The 25,203-nt window shown below is 66.8% G+C and carries 22 protein-coding genes; 15 read left to right on the forward strand and 7 right to left on the reverse strand.

Annotated elements, in window-relative coordinates:
- On the reverse strand, nt 1-1,696 hold a 1,696-nt coding region (locus tag GX414_01470; GenBank protein NLI45755.1), incomplete at its 3' end, for a carboxypeptidase regulatory-like domain-containing protein.
- Nucleotides 1,697-1,852: 156 nt separating this feature from the next.
- Between GX414_01470 and GX414_01475 the strand changes: the two genes are divergently transcribed.
- Nucleotides 1,853-3,568, forward strand: coding sequence for a peptidase (locus GX414_01475; GenBank protein ID NLI45756.1), 1,716 nt, complete (start codon nt 1,853-1,855; stop codon nt 3,566-3,568).
- 247 nt (nt 3,569-3,815) lie between these two features.
- Here GX414_01475 and GX414_01480 read toward each other — a convergent pair whose 3' ends face one another.
- Nucleotides 3,816-4,976, reverse strand: a complete 1,161-nt coding sequence (locus GX414_01480) for an HD domain-containing protein (GenBank protein ID NLI45757.1) — start codon at nt 4,974-4,976, stop codon at nt 3,816-3,818.
- Nucleotides 4,977-5,161: 185 nt separating this feature from the next.
- On the reverse strand, nt 5,162-5,704 hold the full coding sequence (locus GX414_01485) for a hypothetical protein (GenBank protein NLI45758.1): 543 nt from the start codon (nt 5,702-5,704) through the stop codon (nt 5,162-5,164).
- Nucleotides 5,705-5,963: 259 nt separating this feature from the next.
- Between GX414_01485 and GX414_01490 the strand changes: the two genes are divergently transcribed.
- The 3 genes from GX414_01490 (at nt 5,964) to GX414_01500 (ending at nt 8,602) form a co-directional block, all read left to right on the forward strand.
- Entirely contained in the window at nt 5,964-6,671 is a 708-nt protein-coding gene (locus GX414_01490; protein ID NLI45759.1) for a hypothetical protein, read from the forward strand.
- Between the two features lie 43 nt (nt 6,672-6,714).
- Nucleotides 6,715-7,440, forward strand: a complete 726-nt coding sequence (gene rlmB / locus GX414_01495; protein ID NLI45760.1) for a 23S rRNA (guanosine(2251)-2'-O)-methyltransferase RlmB — start codon at nt 6,715-6,717, stop codon at nt 7,438-7,440.
- 271 nt (nt 7,441-7,711) lie between these two features.
- On the forward strand, nt 7,712-8,602 hold the full coding sequence (locus GX414_01500; GenBank protein NLI45761.1) for an NUDIX domain-containing protein: 891 nt from the start codon (nt 7,712-7,714) through the stop codon (nt 8,600-8,602).
- Nucleotides 8,603-8,786: 184 nt separating this feature from the next.
- Here GX414_01500 and GX414_01505 read toward each other — a convergent pair whose 3' ends face one another.
- Nucleotides 8,787-10,277, reverse strand: a complete 1,491-nt coding sequence (locus GX414_01505; protein NLI45762.1) for a tetratricopeptide repeat protein — start codon at nt 10,275-10,277, stop codon at nt 8,787-8,789.
- A 158-nt stretch (nt 10,278-10,435) separates the two neighbouring features.
- Here GX414_01505 and GX414_01510 point away from each other — a divergent pair, with 158 nt between their 5' ends.
- Together GX414_01510 and GX414_01515 are read left to right on the forward strand one after the other, a co-directional pair.
- Nucleotides 10,436-11,296 (forward strand): arsenic efflux protein, encoded by an 861-nt coding sequence (locus tag GX414_01510; protein ID NLI45763.1) that lies wholly within the window; start codon nt 10,436-10,438, stop codon nt 11,294-11,296.
- Between the two features lie 89 nt (nt 11,297-11,385).
- A complete protein-coding gene (locus tag GX414_01515) occupies nt 11,386-13,077 on the forward strand; it encodes a TolC family protein (protein ID NLI45764.1) in 1,692 nt (563 codons plus the stop codon).
- 297 nt (nt 13,078-13,374) lie between these two features.
- Here GX414_01515 and GX414_01520 read toward each other — a convergent pair whose 3' ends face one another.
- Complete coding sequence (locus tag GX414_01520; GenBank protein NLI45765.1) at nt 13,375-13,599, reverse strand: four helix bundle protein; 225 nt, start codon at nt 13,597-13,599, stop codon at nt 13,375-13,377.
- Between the two features lie 211 nt (nt 13,600-13,810).
- On the opposite strand from GX414_01520, the gene GX414_01525 reads away from it, so the two are divergent.
- The 6 genes from GX414_01525 to GX414_01550 all read left to right on the forward strand — a co-directional run bounded on the left by GX414_01525 (nt 13,811) and on the right by GX414_01550 (nt 19,782).
- Nucleotides 13,811-14,023, forward strand: a complete 213-nt coding sequence (locus GX414_01525; protein ID NLI45766.1) for a DNA gyrase inhibitor YacG — start codon at nt 13,811-13,813, stop codon at nt 14,021-14,023.
- The gene (locus tag GX414_01530; GenBank protein NLI45767.1) at nt 14,001-14,504 is read left to right on the forward strand and encodes a phosphatidylglycerophosphatase A; all 504 of its coding nucleotides are present in this window, start codon (nt 14,001-14,003) and stop codon (nt 14,502-14,504) included. The genes GX414_01525 and GX414_01530 overlap by 23 nt, the downstream gene beginning before the upstream one ends.
- Nucleotides 14,505-14,513: 9 nt before the next feature.
- Nucleotides 14,514-15,764: a competence/damage-inducible protein A gene (locus GX414_01535; protein ID NLI45768.1), complete on the forward strand. Its 1,251-nt coding sequence runs from the start codon at nt 14,514-14,516 to the stop codon at nt 15,762-15,764.
- 291 nt (nt 15,765-16,055) lie between these two features.
- The gene (locus GX414_01540) at nt 16,056-16,907 is read left to right on the forward strand and encodes a hypothetical protein (GenBank protein ID NLI45769.1); all 852 of its coding nucleotides are present in this window, start codon (nt 16,056-16,058) and stop codon (nt 16,905-16,907) included.
- A 208-nt stretch (nt 16,908-17,115) separates the two neighbouring features.
- Entirely contained in the window at nt 17,116-17,850 is a 735-nt protein-coding gene (gene rnc, locus GX414_01545; GenBank protein ID NLI45770.1) for a ribonuclease III, read from the forward strand.
- Nucleotides 17,851-18,267: 417 nt separating this feature from the next.
- The gene (locus tag GX414_01550) at nt 18,268-19,782 is read left to right on the forward strand and encodes a hypothetical protein (protein NLI45771.1); all 1,515 of its coding nucleotides are present in this window, start codon (nt 18,268-18,270) and stop codon (nt 19,780-19,782) included.
- Between the two features lie 231 nt (nt 19,783-20,013).
- On the opposite strand, the gene GX414_01555 is transcribed toward GX414_01550, so the two are convergent.
- Both GX414_01555 and rpiB read right to left on the reverse strand, forming a co-directional pair.
- Nucleotides 20,014-21,384 carry a hypothetical protein gene (locus GX414_01555; protein NLI45772.1) on the reverse strand — a complete coding sequence of 457 codons (1,371 nt, stop codon included), beginning with the start codon at nt 21,382-21,384 and terminating at the stop codon, nt 20,014-20,016.
- A 286-nt stretch (nt 21,385-21,670) separates the two neighbouring features.
- Nucleotides 21,671-22,126: a ribose 5-phosphate isomerase B gene (rpiB, locus tag GX414_01560; protein ID NLI45773.1), complete on the reverse strand. Its 456-nt coding sequence runs from the start codon at nt 22,124-22,126 to the stop codon at nt 21,671-21,673.
- Nucleotides 22,127-22,261: 135 nt separating this feature from the next.
- Here rpiB and GX414_01565 point away from each other — a divergent pair, with 135 nt between their 5' ends.
- From GX414_01565 to GX414_01575, 3 genes are all read left to right on the forward strand, one after another.
- Nucleotides 22,262-22,468 carry a 30S ribosomal protein S21 gene (locus tag GX414_01565; GenBank protein ID NLI45774.1) on the forward strand — a complete coding sequence of 69 codons (207 nt, stop codon included), beginning with the start codon at nt 22,262-22,264 and terminating at the stop codon, nt 22,466-22,468.
- Between the two features lie 124 nt (nt 22,469-22,592).
- Complete coding sequence (locus GX414_01570) at nt 22,593-23,897, forward strand: thymidine phosphorylase (GenBank protein ID NLI45775.1); 1,305 nt, start codon at nt 22,593-22,595, stop codon at nt 23,895-23,897.
- Nucleotides 23,898-23,934: 37 nt separating this feature from the next.
- The gene (locus GX414_01575; GenBank protein NLI45776.1) at nt 23,935-25,203 is read left to right on the forward strand and encodes a NupC/NupG family nucleoside CNT transporter; all 1,269 of its coding nucleotides are present in this window, start codon (nt 23,935-23,937) and stop codon (nt 25,201-25,203) included.

Raw genomic sequence — 25,203 nt, forward strand, 5'->3', positions numbered from 1 at the left:
CATAGCGGCCGTCCGGTCCGGTGATCGCCTGGGAGACCGCGCGGAACGAGGAGTCGCCGTACGGCCGGGCGATCACGTTGACGTTGGGGCAGGGGGCGCCGTCCTCGTCGGTCACCCGCCCCTCGAGCTGCGTGCCGCGGTCCACGGTGAGCGTCACGGGCACGTCCGCACCGGCAGGCACCGTCAGGTTGTCCTGTTTCACCGGCAGGATGCCGTTGGCGTTGATTTCCAGCGTCGCGATGCCGGCGGGCAGCAGGTCGAAGACGAAGCGGCCGTCGGCGTCCGATGAGGCGGAGCGGCGCTGGACGCGGCCGCCGCTCTCGCGAATGGTCAGACCGACCCGGAAGTTCCTGGCGGTTGAACCGTCGGTGTTCCGGATCACGCCGTTGATCGAGGCGGCACGGTCGAGGGTGATCGCCACCTCCTGACCGGCGTCCTCGCGGAGCTCCACTGACCGCTCGGTGACGGGCAGGTAAAGCCGGCTGGCGGTCTCCACCTGCACCTGGTAGGTGCCGGCTTCCAGCCGGGTCAGCTCGCAGCGGCCCGTCGCGTCCGGTTGCGCCCGGAGCGGCCCGGCGCCGGCCGCCCGGCTCCGGGGGGCATTTCGGGGACGCAGCACCACATGGAGGTCTTCGGGCAGGTCGGAGCCGTCGGAGGAGATCACCCGCACCACCAGGCGGGCCGTGCCGGCCAGCACGATTTCGACGGTGTTGGGCCGGTCGGGCACCACCTCCAGGGTGGGCCCGACGCGGGTGTAGGTCCCCGCGGCCCAGACCTGGAGGGTGACGCGTCCGGCCGGAACACCCTCGAGTTCGAAGAGCCCCGCCGCGTCGGTTTGGGTGCTGACGGTGCCTAACCGGGCTGCATCCGGCTGGGTGGACACCATGACGTCCGGCAGACCGCGGCCGGCGCCGTCGCGGACCACGCCGCTGACCACGCAGCCGCTCTCCAGCAGGAGGGTGATGCCGGACTCGTCCTCGGCCTCTTCCAGCTGGAGGTCCTTGCGCGCCGACGGCGTGAAACCGTCGGCGCGGGCGAAGAGCTGGAATGCGCCGGGGGGCGCGCCGGCGATCTGGAAGCGACCGGTTTCCGTCGTCCGGGTCACGAGGCGGACCTGCGCGTTGATCAGGTACACGAAGGCCGGGAAAATATGGCGGCCGGCGGCGTCCACCACATCGCCCGAAACCTTGCCGCTGCCGGGCAGGACGACGTCCCGCACCAGCAGCTCGCCGGCGCCCACGGGGAGCAGCTCCCGCTCGATGCCGCAGAGGAAGTAGTAGCGGTCCGGCTGCAGATCCATGAACGCGTAATAGCCGTTGCGGTCGGTGTGCGCCTTGGTGGTGGTGAAGAACTGGCTCGGCTGACCCAGCACCATGGCGTCGATGATCTCCACCATCACCCCGGCGGCCGGGCGTCCCTGGGCGTCGTGGACGTGCCCGGAAATCCCGCCCTTGGTGGGATCGGTATAGCGGTCGCGGCGGAAGGTGGTGCCGAGCGGCGCGTCGGTGAAGATGTCCCAGTCGGCGGGACCGTCCGGTCGCGCCGGCGGCGGCGTCGGTGTCCGGGCGGGGACGTCCGTGACGGTCGCCGGCGGGGCCGGGTCAAGCGGCGGCTCGCCGTCGCGGAAGATGACCAGCAGGGTCACCACCGCCAGCAGGATGATCAGGAGGTAGAGCCAGACGGTGCGCAGTCGCATGGTGTTCCCCCGGCTTTCGTTTTACCCGAAACATCTCCGTGGGACAAGCGTAAAATTGGAAACCGCCGATTGAGAACCGATCCACCGCCTGCGCTGCGGGGAATGTCAGTGGCTTCCGGCGGACACCGGGGCGGTTGCAGCAGGGAGAGACTCGCCATGATCCCGATGGGTGTGGGACGACTGCTGGCGGCGGCTGCGGTATTGCTTGTGCTCGCCGCGGCGGGAGGATGCGGGTCAGCACCGGATCCGTCGCCGCCGCCCGCCACCGCCCCCGCTTCCGCCAAGACACCGGTGCCGAAGCCTCTGCCTGACGTGCGCCGCCGGCTCGCCGCGTATCAGCCGGTGCAACTCCAACCCGACCTGGGGGCGCTTGACGACGGGGAGCGCGCAGTGCTCCGCCACCTGGTGCGCGCGGCCCGCCATATCGACGAGATCTTCTGGCGCCAGGTATCCCCCGACAACATCCGACTGCGTGACTGGTTGGCCCAGTCCGCCGATCCGGCCAGCCGTCACGCCTACGAGTTTTTCCAGATCAACTACGGTTGCTACGACCGGATGCACCAGCACACCCCCTTTCTGGGCAACGCCGCCAAGCCGCGCGGCGCCAACTTCTATCCCGCCGACATGACCCGCAAGGAGTTTGAGGAGTGGGTCGCGGCGCATCCTGAGGACGCCGCCGCCTTCCGGATCCGCACCACCGTCATCCGTCGCGACGGCGGCCGCCTCGTGGCGATGCCGTTCAGCCGGGAATACCGCCTCCTGCTGGAGCCGGCAGCGGCCGAGCTGCGCCTGGCCGCGGCCGCGGCAGTCAACCCGAGCCTGAAGCGCTTCCTGACGCTGCGCGCCGATGCGCTGCTCACCGACGACTACACCGCCAGCGAACTGGCCTGGCTGGATCTGGCGGGCACGCGCATCGAGCCGCTGCTGGGGCCGTACGAGGTGTACGAGGACCGGCTATGCCACACCAAGGCCGCCTTCGAGGCGTTCATCACGGTGCGCCTGCCGGATCTCACCGACCGGATCGCCGCTTACTCCCGGCACCTGCCCGGGCTCTACCGCCGGATGCCCGCGCCGCGCGGCGCCGTTTTACCTCCCTGGCGGCAGGGAGCGCCCATCGTTGTCGCCGACGCGGTGGAGACCGCTGGCGACGCCCGCGCCGGCATCCAGACCGCCGCCTTCAACCTGCCCCTCGACGGGCGCGTCCGGCGCGAACGGGGCGCCAAGGTGGTCATGCTGCACAACATCATGGCGGCCAAGTTCCGGCACAACATCCGGCCCGTCCTGGAACGCCTGCTCGCCGCCGACGAGATGCGGTATGTCGGCTTCGATGCCTTTTTCCACTTCATCCTGTTCCATGAGCTGAGCCACAGCCTGAGTCCCAACCAGCACGTACTGGACACCACGTGGGCGACACTGGGCGCAAGCGGTCCGCCCATCGAGGAGGCCCAGGCGGATGTGCTCGGTGTCTGGAGCCTGCTGCGCCTGTCGGACGCCGGCGTGGTCCCCCTGGGACGGCGCGAGCTGATGACCGCGTACCTGGCCAACATGCTCCGGGGCGCCCGGTTCGGCACGTTCAGCCCCCACGGCCAGGCCAACCTCATCGAATTCAACTACCTGCGCGCTCATGCGGCAATCGTGCTGGACGACGCCACCGGCCGCTACCGGGTGGACCCGGTGCGGCTGCCGGCCGTGGTGCGGGAACTGGCCCGGGCGTTGATCCGGCTGGAGCTGACCCTGGACCAGCCGGCGGCCGACGCCTTCGTGCAGCGCTACATGATCATCCCGCCGGAGCTCCAGCGCGCCCTGGCCGGCGTATTGGACATTCCCGCCGACATCCGCCCGGAGTTCGCCCCCGTTCCGCCGCTGGATTGATGCAATCTCGTCTCCGGCGTAGGCGGCGTTCGGCCGAACGCGGCCCATTGAATCGGCACGGTCCGTCGTGAAGCGGCGCATTGGGCTGGAGTGCGGCGGCATGACGCCGTTTTGGATGGGCGCGGGACGCGCGCACGGCGCAACCGCGACATACGGTTAGTCGCAGAAAGCCAGATCCCGGCACCGGCTCCGCAGGCAATCAGAGCGCAGACGTGTCTGCGCACCCAAACCCCATCCGCGATGATTCTTATTCGGCGGCGCGGCGGTGGAGAAGCCCCGGGTGATACACCGCCAAACGGCGCAGGACGGACCGATAACGGGCCATGTCTCCTTGGCTGCCCTGGACGTCGGCGCGGTAGAGGCGGACCAGATTCTCGAACCAGGGATGTCTGGCCAGCGCGGCGAGCTCCACCGCGGGCAGGTCGCGGACCAGCTTGGGCAGCAGGTGATGGCGGATATAAAACTGGACTTCCTCGACGAGCTCCGGCTCGAAGCCGAGGCGCCGCAGGATCCGCCCGGCCATGGCCGCTCCGGCGGGGGAGTGGCCGGGGAACGAGACCGTCTTTTCCACCACCAGGGTGGCCGGCTTGGCGATGTCGTGGAGCAACAGCCCCAGGGCCAGCCCCAGCGGCAGCCGCCGGCAGCGGCGGAAGCACTCGAGGGTGTGCACCCAGACGTCGCCTTCGGGGTGGTACTCCTTGTCCTGGGGGCAGCCGCGCAGCGCCGCCAGCTCCGGGATGATCCGCTCCAGCGCGCCCAGCTCCCCCAGCAGCTCCAGGCCGGCCATGGGGCGGCGGGCGGTGAGCACGGCGGCCAGCCCCGCGCGCACCGCCGGGAGCAGCTCGCGGGTCAGCGTCACCGACTCGGCCCGCAGTTCCTCCAGCAGGGCCGGATCGGGCTCGAGGGGTTCGTCCGCTACCAACGCCGCGGCGGACAGAAGGCGCTCCAGCCGGGCGGCGGGGCGCGGACCCGGCGAGGCAAGTGCCCGAAGCACGCCGCGGCGGATGTCATCACGGCAGCCCAGCGGGTCGAGGTAGCGATCGCGCGCCGGATCGTACAGCAGACCGTGGACGGTGAACCACGCCTGGCCTGCCACGCGGCGAGAGTCGAGAACGGAACCGGCGCTCCGCCGGCGGGCGCCGGCGGCCAGCGGATCGCACGCCAGCAGCAGCCGGATGGCGCCGAGCGCTGCCGAGGCGCTCCAGCGCCCCTCGCCGCACGGGTTCACGTCGTCGAGGGCGCGGGCGAGGTAGATGACATCGGCGTCGGCCCAGAGGCGGATCTCCGTTGTCTCGCGCCGGCGGTAGAGCCGCCGGGCGGTTTCCTCGACCACGTAGAGGCGGTAGCCGTCGCGCTGAAAGCGCCGCGCCAGTTCGCCCAGCTGCTGCCGCATCGCCGTTTCGGTCATGCTCTCAGTTGTAGCGCATTCGGGACGGAAATGGAATTGGGGAGTCGGTGAATCGGGAGACGGGAGACGGATCAATTCTCAACGATCACCCATCACCCATAACCCGTTGCGAGCTTTCAAACATTCAAGCACCGGTTGACTGGCTCATCTCATGGGATCGGGAACGCGCCTCGAACCCTGACGAATCAGAGAAACCGCCGGCAGCGTTCAGCGGCTTTCTCCAGCATCTGACCCGCCAGGATGCCGAAGGTGAGGGTGGCCTCGAGATCGGGTAGCTCGGGAAGCTGTTCGGCCAGGGCGGCCAGCAGATCCTGGAAGGCGGCGCGGTCGCCCAGCCGATCCCGGTACCGGGCGGCGAGGACGCTGGGGACGACAGCCGCCTCGCCCGCGGCCGCGGCCAGCGCGTCCAGTCGGGCCCAGGCGCCGGTGCCCGGATCCGGCAGGCCGGCCTCCAGCTCCAGCCCCGCCAGGCATGCCGAGAACAGCGTGAGGAAGATCCGCCGGCCCCCCTCCGGATTCAACTGTGCGAGATGCGCGCGGAACAGTGAGCCGGCGTTCAGGAACAGCCAGTGATCCATCTCCTGGGCGCTCAGCGCGGCGGCCAAAGCACGGGCGCGCAAAGCCGTCGGGACCAGACGGCGGCACTGTCGCACGAAGCGGCGCTCCAGCCGTCCGATGCGCGCCTCGTAGTTGCGGTCCCCGGTGCCGAAGATGGACTCGGGCCACATGCGTCCATTGTCGCCGTAAGGGGCGCCGCTGCCAAGTGAATTCTGCGAGCAGCCCATCGTCCGGCCGGGTCCCGGTTCTTGGCCGGATAAACGAATCATGTTGATGGTTGATGAATCGGTGAATTGGTGCATCGAAAGACAAGAGACGGATCGACTGTCAACCTCAACAATCAACAATCAACAATCAACAGTTTCTTCTTGGCGGCCGGCCGGCTTTGCGTGACAATGGGGGGCAATCCACGTCGGGAGGAATTGCAGCATGGCGGGACCGAAAGCGGGCAAGGCCGGAACGGGCAAACGGCTCAGCGGATCCGGGCAGGGTGGAAAGCGGGGCGCCACCGCCCGCGCCGCCGCCAAGGCCACGGCGGGCAAGGCCGGGGCGCTCACCGGTTCGGACCTGGCGGTGGCCGGGGTGTTTCTCAGCGGGGTCATCGTCGCCCTGGTGGCGTTCTCCACGGCCGTCCACCCCCTGAACGAATGGTTCATCGTCAAGCCGGCCCTCGTCGGCATGGCCATCGGTGCGGTGGCCGCGGTGATCCTTCACCGGATCAAGCGGCAGGAGAGCTTCTTCTTCGTCCTGGCCGTGGTGGCGTTCAGCATGGCGCTCTGGGCCGTCGGTGTCACCCTGGCATTGAACCGCCCGCTGGACCGGAGCCCGATCAAGCATCACTTCGTCTCCGTGGTCAACAAGTACGAGCGTGGCTCGGGCCGCAACGCCGAGTATTACCTCGAGGTCGACGGCTTCTCCGAAGACGGCGTGACACTGCGCCATCTGCAGGTTCCCGAGGACGTCCATACCGGTGTCACCGCCGGCGGCCGGGTGGACGTGCTCACTCGGAACGGTTTCTTCGGCCTGAGCTACCTGGAGCAGGTGCAGCTTGTGGGGCTTGACCTGCCGACGGTGGATGAGCAGATGCTACCCGCCGTGCCGCCCACCATCCCGGTGGACAGCCTGCCGGGGAAATGACGGCGCGCGGCCGCGCGGGATTCGGCGACAGGTGAGGTGCGGCATGCCCGTGATCTGCGGGATCCATCCGGTGAAGGAAGCCCTGGCGACGGGCGGGGTGGAGCGGCTGCTGGTCGCGGAGGGGAAACACCACCCGCGGATCCACGAGCTGGTGACGGCGGCCCGCGGGCGCGGGATTGAGGTGCGCGCCGTCCCGCGGGCGGTGTTGGACCGCCACGCCCCTGGCGCCAACCACCAGGGCGTGGTGGCGTTCTCCGCCGGCCGGGCGCTCTGCGACCTGGCGGAGCTGCTCCGGCCGGAGGCAGGCACACCGCTGCTGCTGCTGCTGGACGGCGTCGAGGACCCCCACAACCTGGGTGCCATCCTGCGGAGCGCCGACGGCGCCGGCGCCACCGGCGTCATCCTGCCGAAACGCCGCTCCGCCCCGCTGTCGGATGCGGTGTGGCGCGCGTCGGCCGGCGCCGCCGCCTACGTGCCGGTGGCCCGCGTGGTCAACGTGGCCGAGACCATCCGCACCCTGCAAGCGGGCGGCGTCCGCGTGGTGGGGGCCGATGCGGCGGCCGGACGGCCGTTCTTCGCCGAGGACCTCACCGGTCCGGTGGCGCTGGTGCTCGGTCGGGAGGGACAGGGGCTGCACCGGCTGGTGCGGGAGCGCTGCGACGCGCTGGTGAGCCTGCCGATGCGCGGCCGGGTGTCGTCGCTCAATGTGTCGGTGAGCGCGGCGATCCTGCTGTACGAGGCGGTGCGCCAGCGGGCGACGGCACTGTAGCGTGGCATGGCGCAGGCGTCCCGCCTGCGAGTGGAATCACCACAAAGCCTCGAAGGACACAAAGAAGCCATTCCATTTATCATCGATCATCGGTCATTTAGCATTTGTCATTGGTCTGCGAACCTGCGAACCTGTGAACCTGCGAACTTGTAAACGTTATAAACCTTCAATCCGCTCGATGACGATTACGAGCACGATTACGATTACGAATTACGAGCACGATATCCGATGTCCGAAGTCTGATGTCCGCTGTCCGTGGTAGAATTCCCCCATGATCCACATCGCCGACAACCTCTACCTCGACGCGGCGCCCGACTTCGGGCCGGGGCCGGCGTGCGAGGCCCGGCTCATGGAGTACATCCGCTCCGGCATCGAAGTGGTGGTGTCGCTGCGGTCCTGGGAGCCGCTCGAGGCGGCCTACACCGTCCTGCAGTTGGAGTTCCACCACATCCCCATCGACGATTTCGAAACACCCACCGGCGACGACGTCCGCCGCTTTGTGGATATCGTCACCCGCAACCACGGCCGCAAGGTGCTGGTCCACTGCAAGGCCGGCCGCGGCCGATCCGGCACCCTGGCGGCCCTGTATCTCAAGAGCCGCGGCATGGACGGGCCGGAAGCCATGCGGCTGGTGCGGGACGTGCGCCCCGGCGCCATCGAGACGCCTGAGCAGGAGGCGCTGGTGCTGGACTTCGTGTTCCCGGAACCGGTGCCGCTGGCGCGCCCCGCCACCCCGCCGGCACCGCATCCGGCGGCGCTGCCCCTGCCGGTGGTGGCGGCGGTCATCGTGCGTGACGGTCGGGTCCTGTTGGCCCGCCGCCGCGCCGGCGACCACCAGGGCGGGCGCTGGGAGTTCCCCGGCGGCAAGCTTCATCCCGGCGAGGCGCCGGCGGCGTCGCTGGCGCGCGAACTGGCTGAGGAGCTGGCCATCGCCGTGGCGGTGGAGAAGCCGCTCACGTTCGTCTACTATGAATACCCGGAGAAGCGGATCCTGCTGCTGTTCTACCGCTGCCGCATCACCGCCGGGGAGCCGCGTGCCGTGGAGTGCGCCGCGGTGGACTGTTTCTTGCCGGCCGATCTGGAACACCTCGACCTGGCCGAGGCCGACCGCGCCGCGCTGCCGGCCCTGCGGCGGGCGATCGCGGAGAACAGTGAACGATGAACAGTGAGCAGCGAACCGTTTGGAGACGGGGAAAGGGGAGCGGGAACATCCCGCCAGCCGTTTGTTGAGCCGCGAACCTGCAAACCTTCAAACGGCTCGATTCCGATCACGGTTACGAATTACAATTCCGAATCACGATCCCTCAACCTTTACCCCTCGGTCTCAAATCCCTAATCCGTCAATCTTAATCATTCAGACTGGTCAACGCTCGCCGGGCCGCCGCCGCCGCATCGCGATCGTCACCGGTGAGCGCCGCTGCCTTGGTATAAGCACGGCGAGCCTCGTCGATCCGGTTGAGCCGGACGAGGCTGTGGCCGGTCTTGACCAGACTCCAGCCGCGGATCCACACGGGGAGATCGGGCTGTTCCAGGGTGCGGGCGTAGTAGCCGAGAGCGCCCGTCCAGTCGCCGCGGGCATACAGCGCCTGGCCCATGCCGAACAGGGCGCTCGCGTCGTCTGGATGGGCGGCCAGCACCGTCTGGAGTTTCACCTCGGCCTCCAGGGTCCGTCCCTCCTGGAGCAGATTCTCTGCTTCCCGCAGGGCCGTCTCGCGCACGTCGGGCGGCGCGGGGGCTGGAGGGGCTGCAACAGGGGCAGGCGGCACCGGCGGGGCGGGCTCGTCGTGGGGGTAGGCGCAGAGGGCGTCCGGGGACGATTTCGCCAGCAGCGCGGCGACGAACTCCGTCAGCGGCTGCCCCGAGGCGGGGAAGGCGGCGAGGTGCTCGCGGAAGTAGCGCTGGAAAGGGGAGTCGGGGCGCTGCCCTTCGGCGGGACGGTCCGGCTCCAGCCGGGCCATGACCGCCGCCTGGACGGCGTTGACGAGCGACTCGACCACCGCCCGCGACGGCGCGTCGAGCACCGCCGCCGGCACCAGCCGTGCGCCGAGGCAACGGCGCAGCTCCACACTCAGGTCGTAGTCCTCCGCCAGCGGCGCGAGCAGGGGATCGAGGAGCAGGTGGGCGTACTCGTGGACGAAAAACGTGCGGTAGCGGTTCCAGTCGCGCGCCGGCGAGGCGAGGATGTAATAAGTCCCCTCGGCATGGACGGCGTTCAGGATCCCCGGCGCGTTCACCAGATCCGGAATCAGCACCAGCCGGCGGTTCAGGTAGAGCTGGGCGGGGACGCGGCTGTAGTCGATGGCCGCGTGAATGGCGTCCTTCATGGCGTCGTGCTGTCCGAGCTGCTCGCGGCCGAGCGCCGCCTGCCACTTGAGCCAGAGGTCGCGGATGCGCGCCTCTTTGTAGAAGGGGCGAAGCAACCGCTCGAAACCGGCCAGGTTGGACACGGCGGCGCCGGGGAGCCGGTCGCGGTCGCGCAGGGCGAACTCCGGCGGCGGACCCAGCAGCAGGGCGAAGGCGCCGTACTTCGATCCCTGGGCGAAGGTGTCCAGCTCCACGTTGTGGACGCGGTAGAAGTCGCGGAGCTTCTCCCGCAGCGAGGCCTGGACCGGGGCGGCCTCGAGCTCGCGGACGATGCGGGCGCGGGCGCTGTCGGGCGCCTCCTGGTCCAGTTCCCAGTTGTAACCGGCCACGTGCAGGGCGCACATCACGGTGAAGACGCGCTCGTCGAGGCGGAACTCCACGTTGGCAATGTTGCCCACGGACTGGCCGGCCGCGGCGCCGGCGCCGAGCGCCGCCAGTAGGGCTGCACTGATGATGATCCTCGGGTGTCGCATGCGGTATCACCCCCGCCGGAAGTGCCGCGGCGCGCGCCCCGCGCCGGGTTCGCCGCAGCGAGCCATTGTAGCACACCGCCGCTGCCGCGGTAAAAGAGTGCCGCCGCCGCCGGCCGTTTGGTATAATGACGCACCCATCGACGGAAAGGTGACACGCGATGCTGGACATTCTGCTCGAGTCGGTGAAAATCACCCTGCTGGTGTTTGTGCTCATGGTGGTGGTGGAGCTGCTGGAACTGCGCGTGGGCGGGTTCCTGAGGCGCCACATCACCGGGAACCGGTGGGTCCAGCACCTGCTCGGCACCGTGCTGGGACTGATTCCGGGGTGCAACGACGCTTTCATCATGGTGACCTTCTACATCTCGGGCATCGTCACCTTCGGGGCGCTAGTCAGCGTCATGGTGTCCACCTTCGGCGATGAGGCGTTCGTGCTCATCTCCTACATGGGCGACCCGGCCATGCAAGTGGACCGCGGCCGCGTGGCCGCGCTGCTGGGGGTGCTGTTCGTCGCGGGGCTGGTTGGCGGAGCGCTGGCCGACTGGCTGGCCCGGCGGTTCCGCCTGCCGCTGGCGGCCAAGTGCGAGATCGCCCACCATGACGAGTTTCACGCGCAGCACTTCCGCTGGGGCCACTTCTTCACCGAGCACGCCTTCCGGCACGTGTTCCTGAAGCACATTCCCTCGCTGTTCCTCTGGATGCTGGGGTCGCTTCTGGCGCTCCACCTGCTGGAGCAGCACCTGCAGATCTCCGGCTACATCCAGGGCACCCCCGCGGTGATGATCCTGACGGGCGCCGCGGTGGGCCTCCTCCCCTTCTCGGGGCCGCATCTGGTGTTCATCACCCTGTTCGCCAAGGGGACCATTCCCCTGTCGGTGGTGGTGGCCAACTCCATCGTTCAGGAAGGCCACGGCCTCCTGCCCCTGCTGAGCTATTCCCTCATCGACGGTATCAAAATCAAGCTGTTCAAACTGGTGTTCGGACTGGCCATCGGATTCGGCCTGCTGGCCGCCGGTTTTTGAACAGTCCTGAAACTTTCCCGAAACCTCGGACGTAATAGTGGATTGAATTCACGAACGTGTCGAATCCACGCATCACTTGAGGAGTGCGTATGAGCAGAAGCGGTTTCATCCAACAGACATTTGCAATCATTATCGTGGCCGCGCTGGTGCTGGCCTACGTGCCCCCGGTCCAGGCCCAGACCGAGGCCCAGGCCCAGACGGCCGCGGAAGACACCACCTTGCTGTACACGACCATTCTGGAACGTGCGGTCAAGGACGGCAAGGCCCGCGACCTGCGCCTGAACGACTGCATCGACCTGGCGTTGCGGAAGAATCTGAGCATCGAAATCAACAGTTACCGGCCCCTGGTGCAGCAACAGAGCTTGCTGGCCGCCAACGGCGTGTACGACTACACGATGAACGTCGACGGGACCTACCAGAACATGGAGGCGCCCATCACGGATATCCTCCGCCAGGAGGTGCTGGGTATCTCCGAGTACAAGAGCTCGGCCTACGACCTGAACTTCACCTTCTCCCGCTACCTTCCCACGGGCGGCACCGCCACCCTGAGTTTCCTGAACTCGCGCGACGCGTCCAACACCAACCTGTACAACCCGACCTACTCCGGCCGGATGACCGCGCAGTTCGTCCAGCCGCTGCTGAAGAACCGCGTCCTGGACGCCAACCGCCGGACGATCCAGCTGGCGAGGAAGGACCAGAAGATTTCGGACATCGATTTTGAAAACCAGGTATCCACCGTCATCAAATCGGTGGAGGACACCTACTGGGATCTGGTCAATGCCATCGAGCAGCAGCGAATCCAGATCCAGAGCGCGGAGCTGGCCATGATCCAGCTGCGCGACAACCAGAAGCGCGTCGAGATCGGCACCCTGGCGCCCATCGTCATCACCCAAACCCGCGCCGAGGTCGCCCAGGCCATCCAGCGCGTGATCGCGGCTGAAGCTTCCATCATTCAGACCGAGAATGGGCTCAAAAACGCCATCACCGACGACCCCAACGACCCGATCTGGGACGAGTTTCTGATCCCCGTGGACAAGCCGGAAATTCCATCCGAAATCCCCGACCTGCAGGGTGCGGTGGAGCTGGCCTACAAGAACCGGCCGGAGATTCGTTCCTTGAACGTCGAGCTCGAGAAGGATGACATCGATATCAAGTACTACAACAGCCAGACGAAACCGCGGCTGGACTTCACGGCTTACATCGGCCCCAACGGCGCGGCCTCGCCCAACCTGAAGGTCGCGGTGCTGGACGAATACGGCAATCCGGTCCTGGGCCCGGACGGCCAGCCGCTCTACCAGGACAGCGACCAGTTCACCGGCGGCCTGGGCAAGGTGTATGAACAGATCTTCGGCTTCGACTACCTGGACTGGTCCCTGAAGTTCAACTTCCAGTACATCTTCGGTAACGACGCGGCGAAGGCCCAGCTCGCCATCGCCCGGCTGGGCAAGGACCAGAACCGGGCCAACCTGAAACAGACCTTCCAGAATGTCCGGGTGGACGTGCTCAACGCCATCCAGACCATCGAGGTCAACCGCAAGAGCCTGTATTCGGCCACCATCGCCCGGCAGTTCCAGGAGGAGCAGCTCACCGGCCAGAACAAGCGCTTCCAGGCCGGCCTGGCTACCAACTTCGAGGTGCTTCAAACCCAGCGTGACCTGGCGGACGCCCGGGCGGCCGAGCTGCGCTCGCTCATCAACCTGAAGAAATCCATCGTGGCCCTCAATAATTCCACCTTTACCCTCCTCACCCAAAACCAACTCGAAATCGCACTCACCCGCTGATCCCCTCTCACCGGACGGGCAGGCTCCGCGCCTGCCCGTCCCGGCCCACCCTTAAGTGATGAGTTTGCAGTTGGGAGCAGGTTGCGGCGGAGCCCCGCTAATAGTCTCTTATCTCTTTTTAAAATGGGGAGCTGGGAGTTGGGGACATCCCACGGTGGAGTCTACTTCGATTTCCTATCTCTGATCTTTCCCTTTTTGGGGTGGAAGAAGCCTTCGGATGTGACGGCGGAGGCCGAAGAGCAGACGGTTCACTTCGGCCAACTGAGCATCCAGTATTTCCCATGTCTTCTGATCCTATTAACCCGTCCGGATGCTGACTTCGAGAAGAGTGTCCGGCTCGCTGGCGGAGCCGGCGGCGATCCGGATACAATGAAGGTACTCGCGCGGATTACACCGCGCAGAGTCTTCAGCGAGGTTGGCGACGATGGAAACAGCCGCCCGGCGGATCTGCCCGGTTATACCGTATCGCTCGGCGGCCGGGAATGCACGGGTGGCGTCATACACGAGGCGGACCAGATCCATGCCCTTGCGCCATGCGTGCAACTTTTGTGAGGCTGATCCATGCGCCCTGCTTTGCCTCTCCTGCTTTCCCCTCTCTATCCATACAAGCGAACTGCACCCGTCTCCGTTTGAATATTTCTTCGTTTTTCTCTGCTCCCTTCTTCCTCCTAACTCCTATCTCCCAACTCCTAACTCTTGAGTGGGCTGCCCCCGGGATGCTACACTCTGGCCCATGAAGCGCACTGTGCATTGCCCCACCTGCCGCCGGCCCGTGTCCTGGGAGGACGCGCCGTACCGCCCGTTCTGCAGCGAGCGCTGCCGGCTCATGGATCTCGGCCGCTGGGCGGACGGAGTCTACCGGGTCGCCGGAGAAGATGCCGGGCCGGATGCGGCGGCGCCCAACCCCGCGAGCGAGACGCCCCATGAGCCTGAACCCCGTTCGTAGAATCTGGCGGGCGCTGGCGTACGCGGTGGCCACCGCCCTGGGGCTCGGCTATTCGCCGGTGGCCCCCGGCACAGTGGGCGCCGCCGCCGCCGTGGGGTTTTACCTCCTCTTCCGGGATGCGCTGGGCGCGCAGCCGGTGCTCTTCGGCGGGATCATCCTGACTGTCAGCCTGGCCGGTGTCCTGGCCGCACGCGAGGTGAGCCGGGCCGAGAACAACCCGGACCCGAGCCATGTGGTGGTGGACGAGGTGGTGGGCCAGTGGCTGGCGTTCTTCGGGGCGCCCGACAGTTGGCCGGCGCTGCTGGCGGCGTTCCTTCTCTTCCGCCTGTTCGACATCTGGAAACCGTTCCCGGTCCGGCAGGTGGAGCGGTGGGGCGGCGGTTGGGGTGTCATGATGGACGACATCCTGGCCGGTCTCTACACTCGGCTCCTGCTTGCCGGGGCGCTGGCCGTGCCGGCGATCCGGGTCTGGCTGGCCTAGCGAGGCGCCATGGTCAAGGCCCATCTCATCGCCGTGGGTTCGGAGCTGTTCCTGCCGGGACACGAAGACTCCAACTCCGTGTTTCTCCGCCACCGCCTGTTCGAGCTCGGGATCCCGGTGACCGGCGTCTCGGTGGTGGGCGATGACGAGACCGCCCTGGTACGGGTGCTGGAAGCCGTCCCCCGCGGCGCCAATGTGATCATTCTGACCGGTGGGCTGGGCCCCACCGAGGACGATGTCACCAAGAAGGCGGTGGCCCGCTGCCTGCACAAGAGCTTGCGCTACGACGACAAGGTTCAGGCTCAGCTGGAGCAGTTCTTCGCCTCCCGCAAGCGGAAGATGCCCGAAAACAACCTGCGCCAGGCGCTCATCCCGGTGGGATCCCGGGTGCTGGACAACGCCGTGGGCACAGCCCCCGGCATCCTGCTGGAGGAGCGCGGCTGCCTGTATTTTCTCCTGCCGGGGCCGCCTCGCGAGATGGAGCCGATGTTCGAGGCCCAGGTGGTGCCCGTGCTGAGGCAGAAATACGGGGCGCGGCGCATCGTCCAACGCCACTTCCGCCTCACCGGGATCCCCGAGTCGGCCGCCGACCAGATCGCCGCGCCCATCTATCGGCGCTACGCCGACGTCACCACCACGATCCTGTCCAAACCGGGCGATATTCAGCTCATCCTCACCGCCGCCGACGATGCCGGCGGCGGCGCCGCCAGCCTGGAGCGGCTGTCGGGCGAGCTGGCCCGGGTGTTGCAGGAGTACATCTACTCCCCCGACGGCGAGCCCCTCGAAGCGGTGGTGGGGCGCCTGCTGGCGGAGCGCCGCATGCGGTTGGTCGCGGCCGAGAGCTGCACCGGCGGCCTGCTGGCCAAGCGGATCACCGACGTCCCCGGTTCCTCGGCGTACTTTCTCGGGAGCGTCGTCTGCTACGACAACGCGCTGAAGCAGGAGCTGGCCGGCGTGCCCGCGGAGATCCTGGACCGCCACGGCGCAGTGAGTTCCCCCACGGCTTCGGCGCTGGCCGCCGGGATCCGCCGCCGGACGGTCGCCGATCTCAGCGTGGCCATCACCGGCATCGCCGGTCCGGGCGGCGCGACACCCGACAAGCCGGTGGGCCTGGTGTACATCGGGCTGTCGTACGCCGACAAGCTCGCCGTCAAGAAGTTTCAGTTCTACGGCGACCGGGAGCGGATCCGCTTTCAGGCGACCCAGATGGCCATGGAACTGCTCCGTCGGGTGCTCCTGGCCCGCCCGGTGGGTGACTGATCCGGCAGCCCGCGGCCCCGGCGAACTGAAACAACCGCCGCCTCCCGCCGTATCACCAGAGACGCCGCCCGATGACCATCGCAGGCAGCCGCGCGTTCAGCCGTCGCCGGACCCGGTCGACGGCCGGCCGGCGCCGCTGCCGCAACGGGAAAAAACGCTTGCTTTCACGACATCCCTCGCATAGAATCGCCGCTTTGCTGCGAGCACGCTCTTTTCCTGAAACTTGCACCCCCAGATCCTATCTTAGTCGAATGAAATCAGCACCCGCGTGCTGAACCGAATGGAGGTCATATGAACAAGATCCTGTCCCTCATCCTGGTCATCCTGCTGGCCGGCTTCGCCGCCGCACAGGCCGCCCAGACGCAGCCGGCGGAGAAGACGCCGGAGCAGCTCGCCCAGGAGCGGCAGCGGGCCGAAATGGCCCTGATCCAGCAGATCCAGGCCAACGCCAACAATCCGCAGGCCCAGGCCCTGGCGGCGGACGAGTTCGTCCAGAAATTCGCCGACTCGCCGAATATCGCGTTTGTCCGCTTTCAGGCCACGCTTGCCAATCAGCGGCTGAATAACTTCGACAAGATGGTGGAGCACGGCAACGCGTTCATGGCGCTGGTGCCCAATCACCCGGTCATCCCCGTCATCCTGGCCAACGGGTACGCCGAGAACAACAAGTCGGAAGAAGCCGAGGTGCTGGCCACCAAGGCCCGCACCCTGCTCAACGCCATGACCAAGCCCGAGGGCGTGCCCCAGGAGCAGTGGGACGCCCAGATCGGCGAGCTGAAGGGCACCCTGTCGTCGACACTCGGTTACGTCCATCTCCAGAAGGCCGGCAAGCTGGACAAGAAGGATAACGCCCGCGAGACCGAACTGAACCAGGCGGTGGACGAATTCAAGAATGCCGTGGCCGCCAACAAGATGGATGACATCTCCTGGTACCGGGTCGGCATCGCCTACGCCCTGCTGAACAAGGTGGACGAGTGCCTGGACGCCTACGCCAAGGCGATCGCCATCAACCAATCGGTGGCCGAGCGGGCCAAGACCGACATGGGCAAGATTCTGGACACTCTCAAGGAAAACAACCAGCTTGGCGACCGCACCCTGGACGGTCTGGTGGCCAAGGCCAAGCAGGATCTCGGCATCGCCTAGACGACGCTCACGTCAGGGACGGAAGATCTCCCGAGACCTTCCGCGCCCCACACGCATTCCGGAGCCCGGCTCCGGGATGCCTGTGGGGAGGCCTCCCGGCCGGTACCGATTGCATCCGTCACCACCATCGATTCTGGGGGCGGCGCGTCGCCGTATTCGGAACTTCACCCGCGGGTGCACCGGGCTGTCCGAGCGGTAGCGAGCGGCAATGGAATTCATCTCCGAACATCACGACCGGCGTCTGAATGAACTGGAGACCAATCTCGGCTACACGTTCCGGGACCGCCGTCTGCTGCGTCAGGCGGTCACCCACAAGTCGTTCACCAACGAAAACCCCTCGCTGAATCTGCAGCACAACGAGGCGCTGGAATTCCTGGGCGATTCGGTGCTGAACTTCACCATCAGCACGCGCCTCTACGAGCTGTTCGCCGGATCCACCGAAGGGGAGCTGTCCCGCTTCCGCAGCGTGCTGGTGAGCGGTCAGCACCTGGTGGAGTTGGCCCGGACTCTGGGTCTGGGCGGCTTTCTCCTGCTGGGCCGCGGCGAGCAGAAAACCGGTGGCGAAGCCAAACCCAACATCCTCATCGACACGCTGGAGGCGGTGATCGGGGCGATCTATCTCGACAGCGGCATCCGCCCGGCGCGGGCGTTTGTCCACCGGATTTTCTCCGGCTCCCTCCGCCGCCTCAAGCAGCACGGCTTCCTGCTGGTGGACTTCAAAACCCAGCTTCAGGAATACCTGGCCGACACCGGCCGCGTGCCGCCGCGCTACGTCAAGGTGTCGGAGGAAGGGCCCGACCACGACAAGATTTTCGCCATGCGGATCGAGGTGGGCGGCGAGACCTTGGGGGAAGGGCAGGGACACTCCAAGAAGGAAGCTCAGCAGGCGGCCGCGCGACAGGCGCTGGAGATTCTCCAGGGGCGAGACGAGGAGAACAGTTAGGCGAGCCGGTTCGGAACATGTGGGATCTCGGCCATCGGAGATCGGGATTCAGGCAGCCTGATTCACAACAAAGGCACAGGGGACACAAAGGTTTTGTTGAGTTCTGAACCCTGACCAAGGACCGTCTCCCGATCCCGATTCACCCATTCACCGATCAACCGTCCCCGAACCTGCGAACTTGCGAACCTGGCTCCGGTGACCCGTCTCCCTGTTCACCCGTCCACTCTCAGCCACGATCACGATCACGATTACGAACACGAACTATCAACCATCAACTCCTCTTTCAAGCTGCGAACCTGCGAACTTGAGAACCCCTCGCCATCCTGAACCATCCCCTTCCGGTTCCTGACTGGTGACAAACGGCGGTCAGCGGTTGGGCTTGACGTCCGTTTCCAGCTCCGCTAGTCTGTAGGCACCATGACACGCTTGTCGCGACAGCGTAGCGAACGACAGCGGGCGCTGTCAGGCTGGGCCGTCGTCGGACTGGGTCTGATCCTGATGGCCGGGTCGGGCCGGGCCGAGAGCTGGGAGGTGCTGAACGAGGAGCTCCGCGGCCCGCTGACGGCGTTGACCCGCAGTTATTTCGGTCCCGACGCGAACCCGTCCGCCGACGCGGTGGCTGCGACCGCGCCGTCTTCGCACCTGTGGATGGTGGTGGTAGGGTTCATCGGCGGGATCGAACCACGGGACAGCTCGGCGTCGGGAGTGGTGGCCATCGAAAAGCACCTCGATGTGCAGTTGGAACCCCGTGAGGACATCCTGTACCTCGCGTATAACAACCTGCGGTGGCGCCGCGCCGCCGACGAGGTCGCCGCCGCCGTCGTGACGGCCCGCGCCGACGGCCGACTATGGCCCGGACTCCGCCAGCCCCTGATCGTGGCGGTGGGGCACAGCTGGGGGGCCGGCGCCATCGAGGGTCTCGCCGAGCGGCTGGCCCAACACGGACTGGACGTTTCGCTGGCGGTATTTCTGGATGGCTTCGGCTGGAGCCGTCTGCAGATTCCCTCCAGCGTCCGGTTCGCGGTGAATTTTTATCAGCGGTCGGGCATCTTGGGCGGGTTCCCCCTGCGAGGCAAGAGCGAGCTGGTCATCCAGGACCCCGCGCGCACCTGCAACCTGGGCAGCTTTCGGATCAAGCCCCGGGCCGATCACTGGGGCTGGAGCTGGACCCTCGTGCAGCCCCTGGTGTACCGCTGGCACCACCTGCTGGCTCATGATTACCGGGTGAAGGGCTTTCTGGTGGATTTCGTCCGCCTCAGCCATCAGGTGCTGGCCCGGACCGTCCCCGGGCCGCCGCCCGTTCCCGACCGGCTGTTCGAGCGGGTGGTGGTCCTCGACAGTGACGAGCCGGCGCCGCCGGAGGTCTCACCCGGCGTGCAACTGGCCCGCCGGGCCGGCACGCCCGAAGCGGAGATCGTTTCTTTGGCCGGTCCGGGGACTGATGGCGCCGACTGCCTGGAGCGGATGGCGGAGATCAAAGCTCTTCGCCCGTCGCTGGTCGTGGCTCTGGAGCTGCTCGACCGGCGCTTTCCCGATCCGCAGGAGTTTTCTGAAAACCAGCGACGGCAGGTGGACCGCCTGGTACGCCATCTGACGAGCACCGGCGCGATCGTGGCGGTGGGTCTGCTGCCGGACGCGGATGCGGGACCGTCGGCGCCCGTCAACCGATATCTCCGGCGGATTCAGGGTCATTACCCCAACCTGTTGCTGGTGAACCGGGCGCAGACGGCCGGTCCCTGGTCCCGGGACCAGGACGAGTCGGCAACCGGCCGCACGATCGCTCCGGGACCCGACCGCATGGCCGAGTTGCTGCTGGGGCAACTCCATGCCTATTGTCCGGAACGGATCCCGCCCGGACTCACCGCCGCCGGTTCGTCTTCCGTCGCCACCGCCCCGGCCGCCGCCGCTCCGGCCGGAACACCCGAACGATGAATGACCGCTGCATTCACCGGCCCGCCGGTTCAGAAATTTGCACATTCACACGCCAACGCCGGGCATCGAGTATCTTGGACTGACGCGACACGCCGCATTTCGAATGCCGACGTCCGCGCGTGCCGCTGACCGGGCCTTTGCGGCGGTCTTCGGCCGCGAGTCAGGAACTGTTCGACTATGCCAGCCGCCGCGGCATGCTGCTCGATTCGCGCCGAGTCGATTCCTGCTCCGCTATCGCACCTTGACCAGCAGGTAGCTTCCGCCTCGATTATCGTTCAGGTGGAGCAACCGCCCGTTGCGCACCGCCTGGAAGTGGGCGGCGAAGGTGTCCGTCCGGCCCTGGTAGCGATTCGTGGCGGTGAGCTGCCAGTTGGTGACCGTGTACCTGCCCCGGAACTCCTGCTGGAAGGTGCTCATGCCGCCGACCACGGCGCCGCTGGCGCCGCTGTGGACGCTGGCGTAGCTGCCGTCCCGGTTGAACGTGAACACGGCGCCGCTGGCCGCCATCGTGACGCCGGCCGCCAGACCCGTCACGGAGTCGTACCACTGGGTGGTGGTGCTGCCGCCGCTCTGCCAGGTGCCCACGATGTCGGAGGCGGCCAGGGCGAACTTGTTGTAGCGGCTCATGGCGATGAGCGCGTCGGGCGAGGGGAACAGGCGGCAGGAGGTGTCTCGATCCGGGCTGGCCGCCAAATAGAAATTGCCGTCCCAGACCATGGCCAGGTACACCCGTTCGCCGGTCTGCCGGTCGACGGCCTCGCCTTCTTTCCATTCGTGGATCATGGTCTTGCGGTTTTCGTTTTCCGAGACGACGGTGTATCGGGGCTTCACAAACCGGTGCCACAGATTGTCCCTGATATTGCCGTTGGGGGGGCGCATGTCCGCGCCCACGGGGAAGTAAAAGTAGAGATAGACCCGGGTGGTCTCCCTCTGCACCAAGACCCAGTCGGCCTGCACGCTGGCGGTCCAGCCGTCGTCGAAGTTGGAGGAGGTGAACTGGAAGGCGCTTCGCGCCGCCGGCGCGGGCGGCCGGGAGGGCGGGAGAGCGGCGACCGGCTCAGTGGACGACGGCCCAGCCAGGGTGACGGAGCGCAGGAATTTCTGAATTGTCGGGACGTAACTGTTCTGGTTGGTCAGTCCGATGGATGTGAGCCGCTTGCCGTTTCCCGAAAATGTTTGGAAGAGGAGGGTGCCCGGCTGGCCCCCATGGGTGAACGTACCGGTGGCGGACCGGCACTTCCAGCCGTTGGCGGCGGGAATATCCGCGACATTGGCAGGCCCGGAGGCGGACAGCTTCTGAACCGCCACGGCCTGCCACTCGGCCCTGAAGTCCTGCTCGAGGCTCCCCGAAGTAGCGAGGCTGTTGTACACGATGAGCTGGCACCAGCCCTGGTTCTGGTCGACCCGGCTGTACATGACGGAGGAGTTCGGCGACACGCTCCGCTGCCATCCGGCCGGCGGCGTGAAGCGGGCCAAATCGTACGATTGGACTGTTGCCGAACCGCCGCCGCTGGCCGCGTTCTGAGCCGCCGTGTTGGTGGGTCCCAAAAGACATACCAAGAGCAGCACGATGCCCAAGCTGAAATGGCTGGATGGTTTCATGGGGAACTCCGTTCGTTTGCAGAAATTCAAAACGCCGGGATGCCGGTGCTCATTAGAGTGGATTAAAAACGAAATGGATGCGGCGGGGCGAGGGTGCTGTTGCATTTCGCGGCCGGGCGGCCGGATCGCGCGTTCGATGAAGGCGCGCCCGAAGCATCATGCGGTCTTCTCGCGGTCTCCGGCCGGGAGTTCCATTAGCGGAATGTTGAGCAGTAAATGAGTTGAAGGTTGAGAATGAGCCCCAAGCTCCAAGCCTCGAACCCCGATTACGGATTACGAGGCCGATTCACCGTGTCCCCTTCAGCCGCTCCTCGAGGAGGCGGATCTTCTCCAGCCGGCGGGCGTGGCGGCCGCCGTCGAACGGCGCGTCCAGCCAGGCGCGCACCATGGCCAGGCCCGTCTCCACGCTGACGAATCGGCCCGGCAGGACCAGGATGTTCGTGTCGTTGTGCCGGCGGCTCAGCTCGGCCATCTCCGGGGTGAAGCAGAGCCCGGCCCGGATGCCGCGGAACTTGTTGGCGGTGATGCTCATGCCGATGCCGCTGCCGCAGATCAGGATGCCGCGGTCGAACTCGCCGGCGGCCACCCGGCCGGCCACGGCGGCGCCGAAATCCGGATAATCCACGGACTCGGCCGTCGTCGGTCCGGCGTCGGCCAGATCCACGCCGAGGCGGCGGCATTCGGCCCGGATGGCTTCCTTGAGATCGAATCCCGCATGGTCGCTGCCGATGATGAGGCGCATCGTTCCTCCCGTCCCGGATCTCGGCGGTATTGTTCCCGATAACGGCCGGCGGGTCAACGCAAAACTGCTTGACAGCGCAAGGGCCTGTCCATATACTGCCGTTTTCGAGTTTGCGCCCAAAGGGAGGTGAGTCGTTTGGCATACATCACCGTGCAGGACGGGGAAAGCCTGGAGAGCGCCCTGCGCCGGTTCAAGCGGAAAGTCCAACAAGAAGATATCATCAAGGAAGTGAAGAAGCATTCCTTCTTCCTGAAACCCGGCGAGAAGCTGCGCATCAAGCAGGCCTTGGCCCGCAAGCGCCTGAGAAAGAAGATGCGCAACATCCAGCGCCGGCTGGACTGAGTCACACCCCAGGGCTACCGGATCTCCTCCGGTAGCCCGTTTTGTCTTTACGGCAGCCGGCGCGGACGGGCCGGCCCCCTGCCGGAGACGGCGGACAGACGATCGGCCCGAAAGCGAGGTCCCCGTGAATTCCCTTGAAATCATCAAGAAGAAGCGCGACCGCTCGGCCCTGACGGCGGACGAGATCCGCTTCATGGTGGACGGCTACACCGCCGGCGAGATCCCGGACTACCAGATCAGCGCGCTGCTCATGGCCGTACTCATCAACGGCATGGACACGGCCGAGACGCAGGCGCTCACCGAGGCGATGCTCCACTCCGGCGACGTGCTGGATTTTTCCGACATCCCCGGCGTCAAGGTGGACAAGCACAGCACCGGCGGCGTCGGCGACAAGACATCGCTCATTCTGGGGCCCATCGCCGCCGCCGCGGGCGTCCGCGTGCCCATGATCAGCGGCCGCGGCCTGGGGCACACCGGCGGCACGCTGGACAAGCTGGAGGCGATCCCCGGCTTCGACGTGAACCTGTCGGTGGAGCGCTTCCGCGAGGGCGTCGAACGGATCGGCCTCTGCCTCATCGGCCAGACCGCCCGGATCGCCCCCGCCGACAAGAAGATCTACGCCCTGCGCGATGTCACCGGGACCGTGGAGTCCATTCCCCTGATCACCGCCAGCATCATGAGCAAGAAGCTGGCCGAGGGGATCGACGCCCTGGTGCTCGACGTCAAGACGGGCCGCGGCGCCTTCATGAAGACGCTGGACGATTCCCGCCGGCTGGCCCGCAGCTTGGTGGACACCGGTCTGCGGGTGGGTAAGCGGATGTCGGCCCTCATCACCGATATGAACCAGCCGCTGGGCCGGTGGGCCGGCAACGCCGTCGAGGTGGCCGAGTCGGTGGCCACGCTGCGCGGCGAGGGACCGGCGGATCTGGAATCGCTCTCGGTGGAACTGGCCGCGGAGATGATCCGACTGGCCGGGCTGGCGCCGGACATCGACGCGGCGCGGGGTGTCGCGCGCCGGCAGATCGCGACGGGGCGGGCCCTCGAAGTGTTTGCCCGCTGCATTGAATTCCACGGCGGCGACCCGCGGGTCACCGAATCGGATCAATACCTTCCCCGGGCGGCGCAGCGACACGTGGTCACGGCGCCGCAGGCCGGCTGGGTGGCGCAGCTCGACGCCGAGGCCGTCGGCATGGCCATCGTCGTTCTGGGCGGCGGCCGCCTGCGCAAAGAGGACGGAATCGATCCGGCCGTCGGTGTCCGGCTGCACCGCAAGATCGGCGACCGCGTCGAAACGGGCGAGCCGCTGGCCGAGATTCAATACAACGACGCCGCCCGCTTCGACGACGCTCGCCGCCGAGTCGAGACGGCCTACGCCATCGCCGAAGCGCCGGTGGCGGCGCCGGTGCTCATCCGGGAACGGCTGGAATAGCGCACCGGCACGAAACGCTCCGTCTGGAGGTCACCGCATGCATCTCACCGGCTTGATCGGTCTGGTCGTCATCCCCCTGATCGCCTTCCTGCTCTCCACCAACCGCAAGGCCATCCGCTGGAAGACCGTGGGATGGGGATTCGGCCTCCAGATCGGGTTCGCCCTCATCGTGCTCAAATGGCCGCCGGGAGTGCGCCTGTTCGAATACCTCGGCCAGGGAATCAACCACCTGCTGTCCTACTCCCAGTACGGTTCCAACTTTGTGTTCGGACCGCTCGGGTCCCGGGCCGCCATGACCAAGTTCCTGGAAGCGGTCACGGGTCGGACACTCGCGGCGAACGACCCGCTGTTGAGCGGCGTCAGCATCTTCGCCCTGCAGGTGCTCCCCACCATCATCTTCATCGCCGCCCTGTTCGCCATCCTGTACTACCTGGGCGTGATGCAGTTCATTGTCCGCATCTTCGCCTGGGTGATGGCGCGGCTCATGGCCGCGAGCGGCGCCGAGTCGCTCAACGTGGCCGCCTCCATCTTCATGGGCCAGACCGAGGCGCCGCTCACCATCCGTCCGTACCTCAACGACATGACCGACTCCGAGCTCATGTGCGTCATGACGTCGGGCATGGCGCACATCTCGGGCGGGATCATGGCCGCCTACATCGCCTTCGGCGCGCGGCCGGAGCACCTGCTCACCGCCGTGATCATGACCGCGCCGGGCACCATCATGATGGCCAAGATGCTGGTGCCCGAGACGGGCGAGCCGAAGACCTTGGGTCAGGTGAAGCTGGAGGTGGAGAAGACCGACGTCAACATCATCGACGCCGCCTCCCGCGGCACCGGCGAGGGGCTCCACTTGGCCATGAACGTGGCGGCGATGCTGATCTCCTTTATCGCCCTGATTTACCTGATCAACGGGCTGCTGGGACTGATCCCCATCGGCGGGGCGCCGCTGTCCATGCAACGGATTTTCGGAGTGGTGTTCGCGCCGGTGGCCTGGATCATGGGCGTGCCGTGGCACGACGCCGCCAACATCGGCAACCTGCTGGGCACGCGGCTGGTGCTCAACGAGTTCATCGCCTACAGCGGTCTGGGCGAGCTCAAGAGCATGCTGGAGCCCCGTTCCTTCACCATCGCCACCTTCGCCCTGTGCGGCTTTGCCAATTTCTCGTCGATTGGCATCCAGATCGGCGGCATCGGTGCCCTGGCGCCGGCGCGCCGTCATGACTTGGCCCGGCTGGGCCTGCGGGCGGTGATGGCTGGGACCATGGCCAATTTCCTGACGGCGAGCATCGCCGGCATCCTCATTTGA

The sequence above is a fragment of the Acidobacteriota bacterium genome (assembly GCA_012517875.1).
GTDB lineage: Bacteria > Acidobacteriota > JAAYUB01 > JAAYUB01 > JAAYUB01 > JAAYUB01.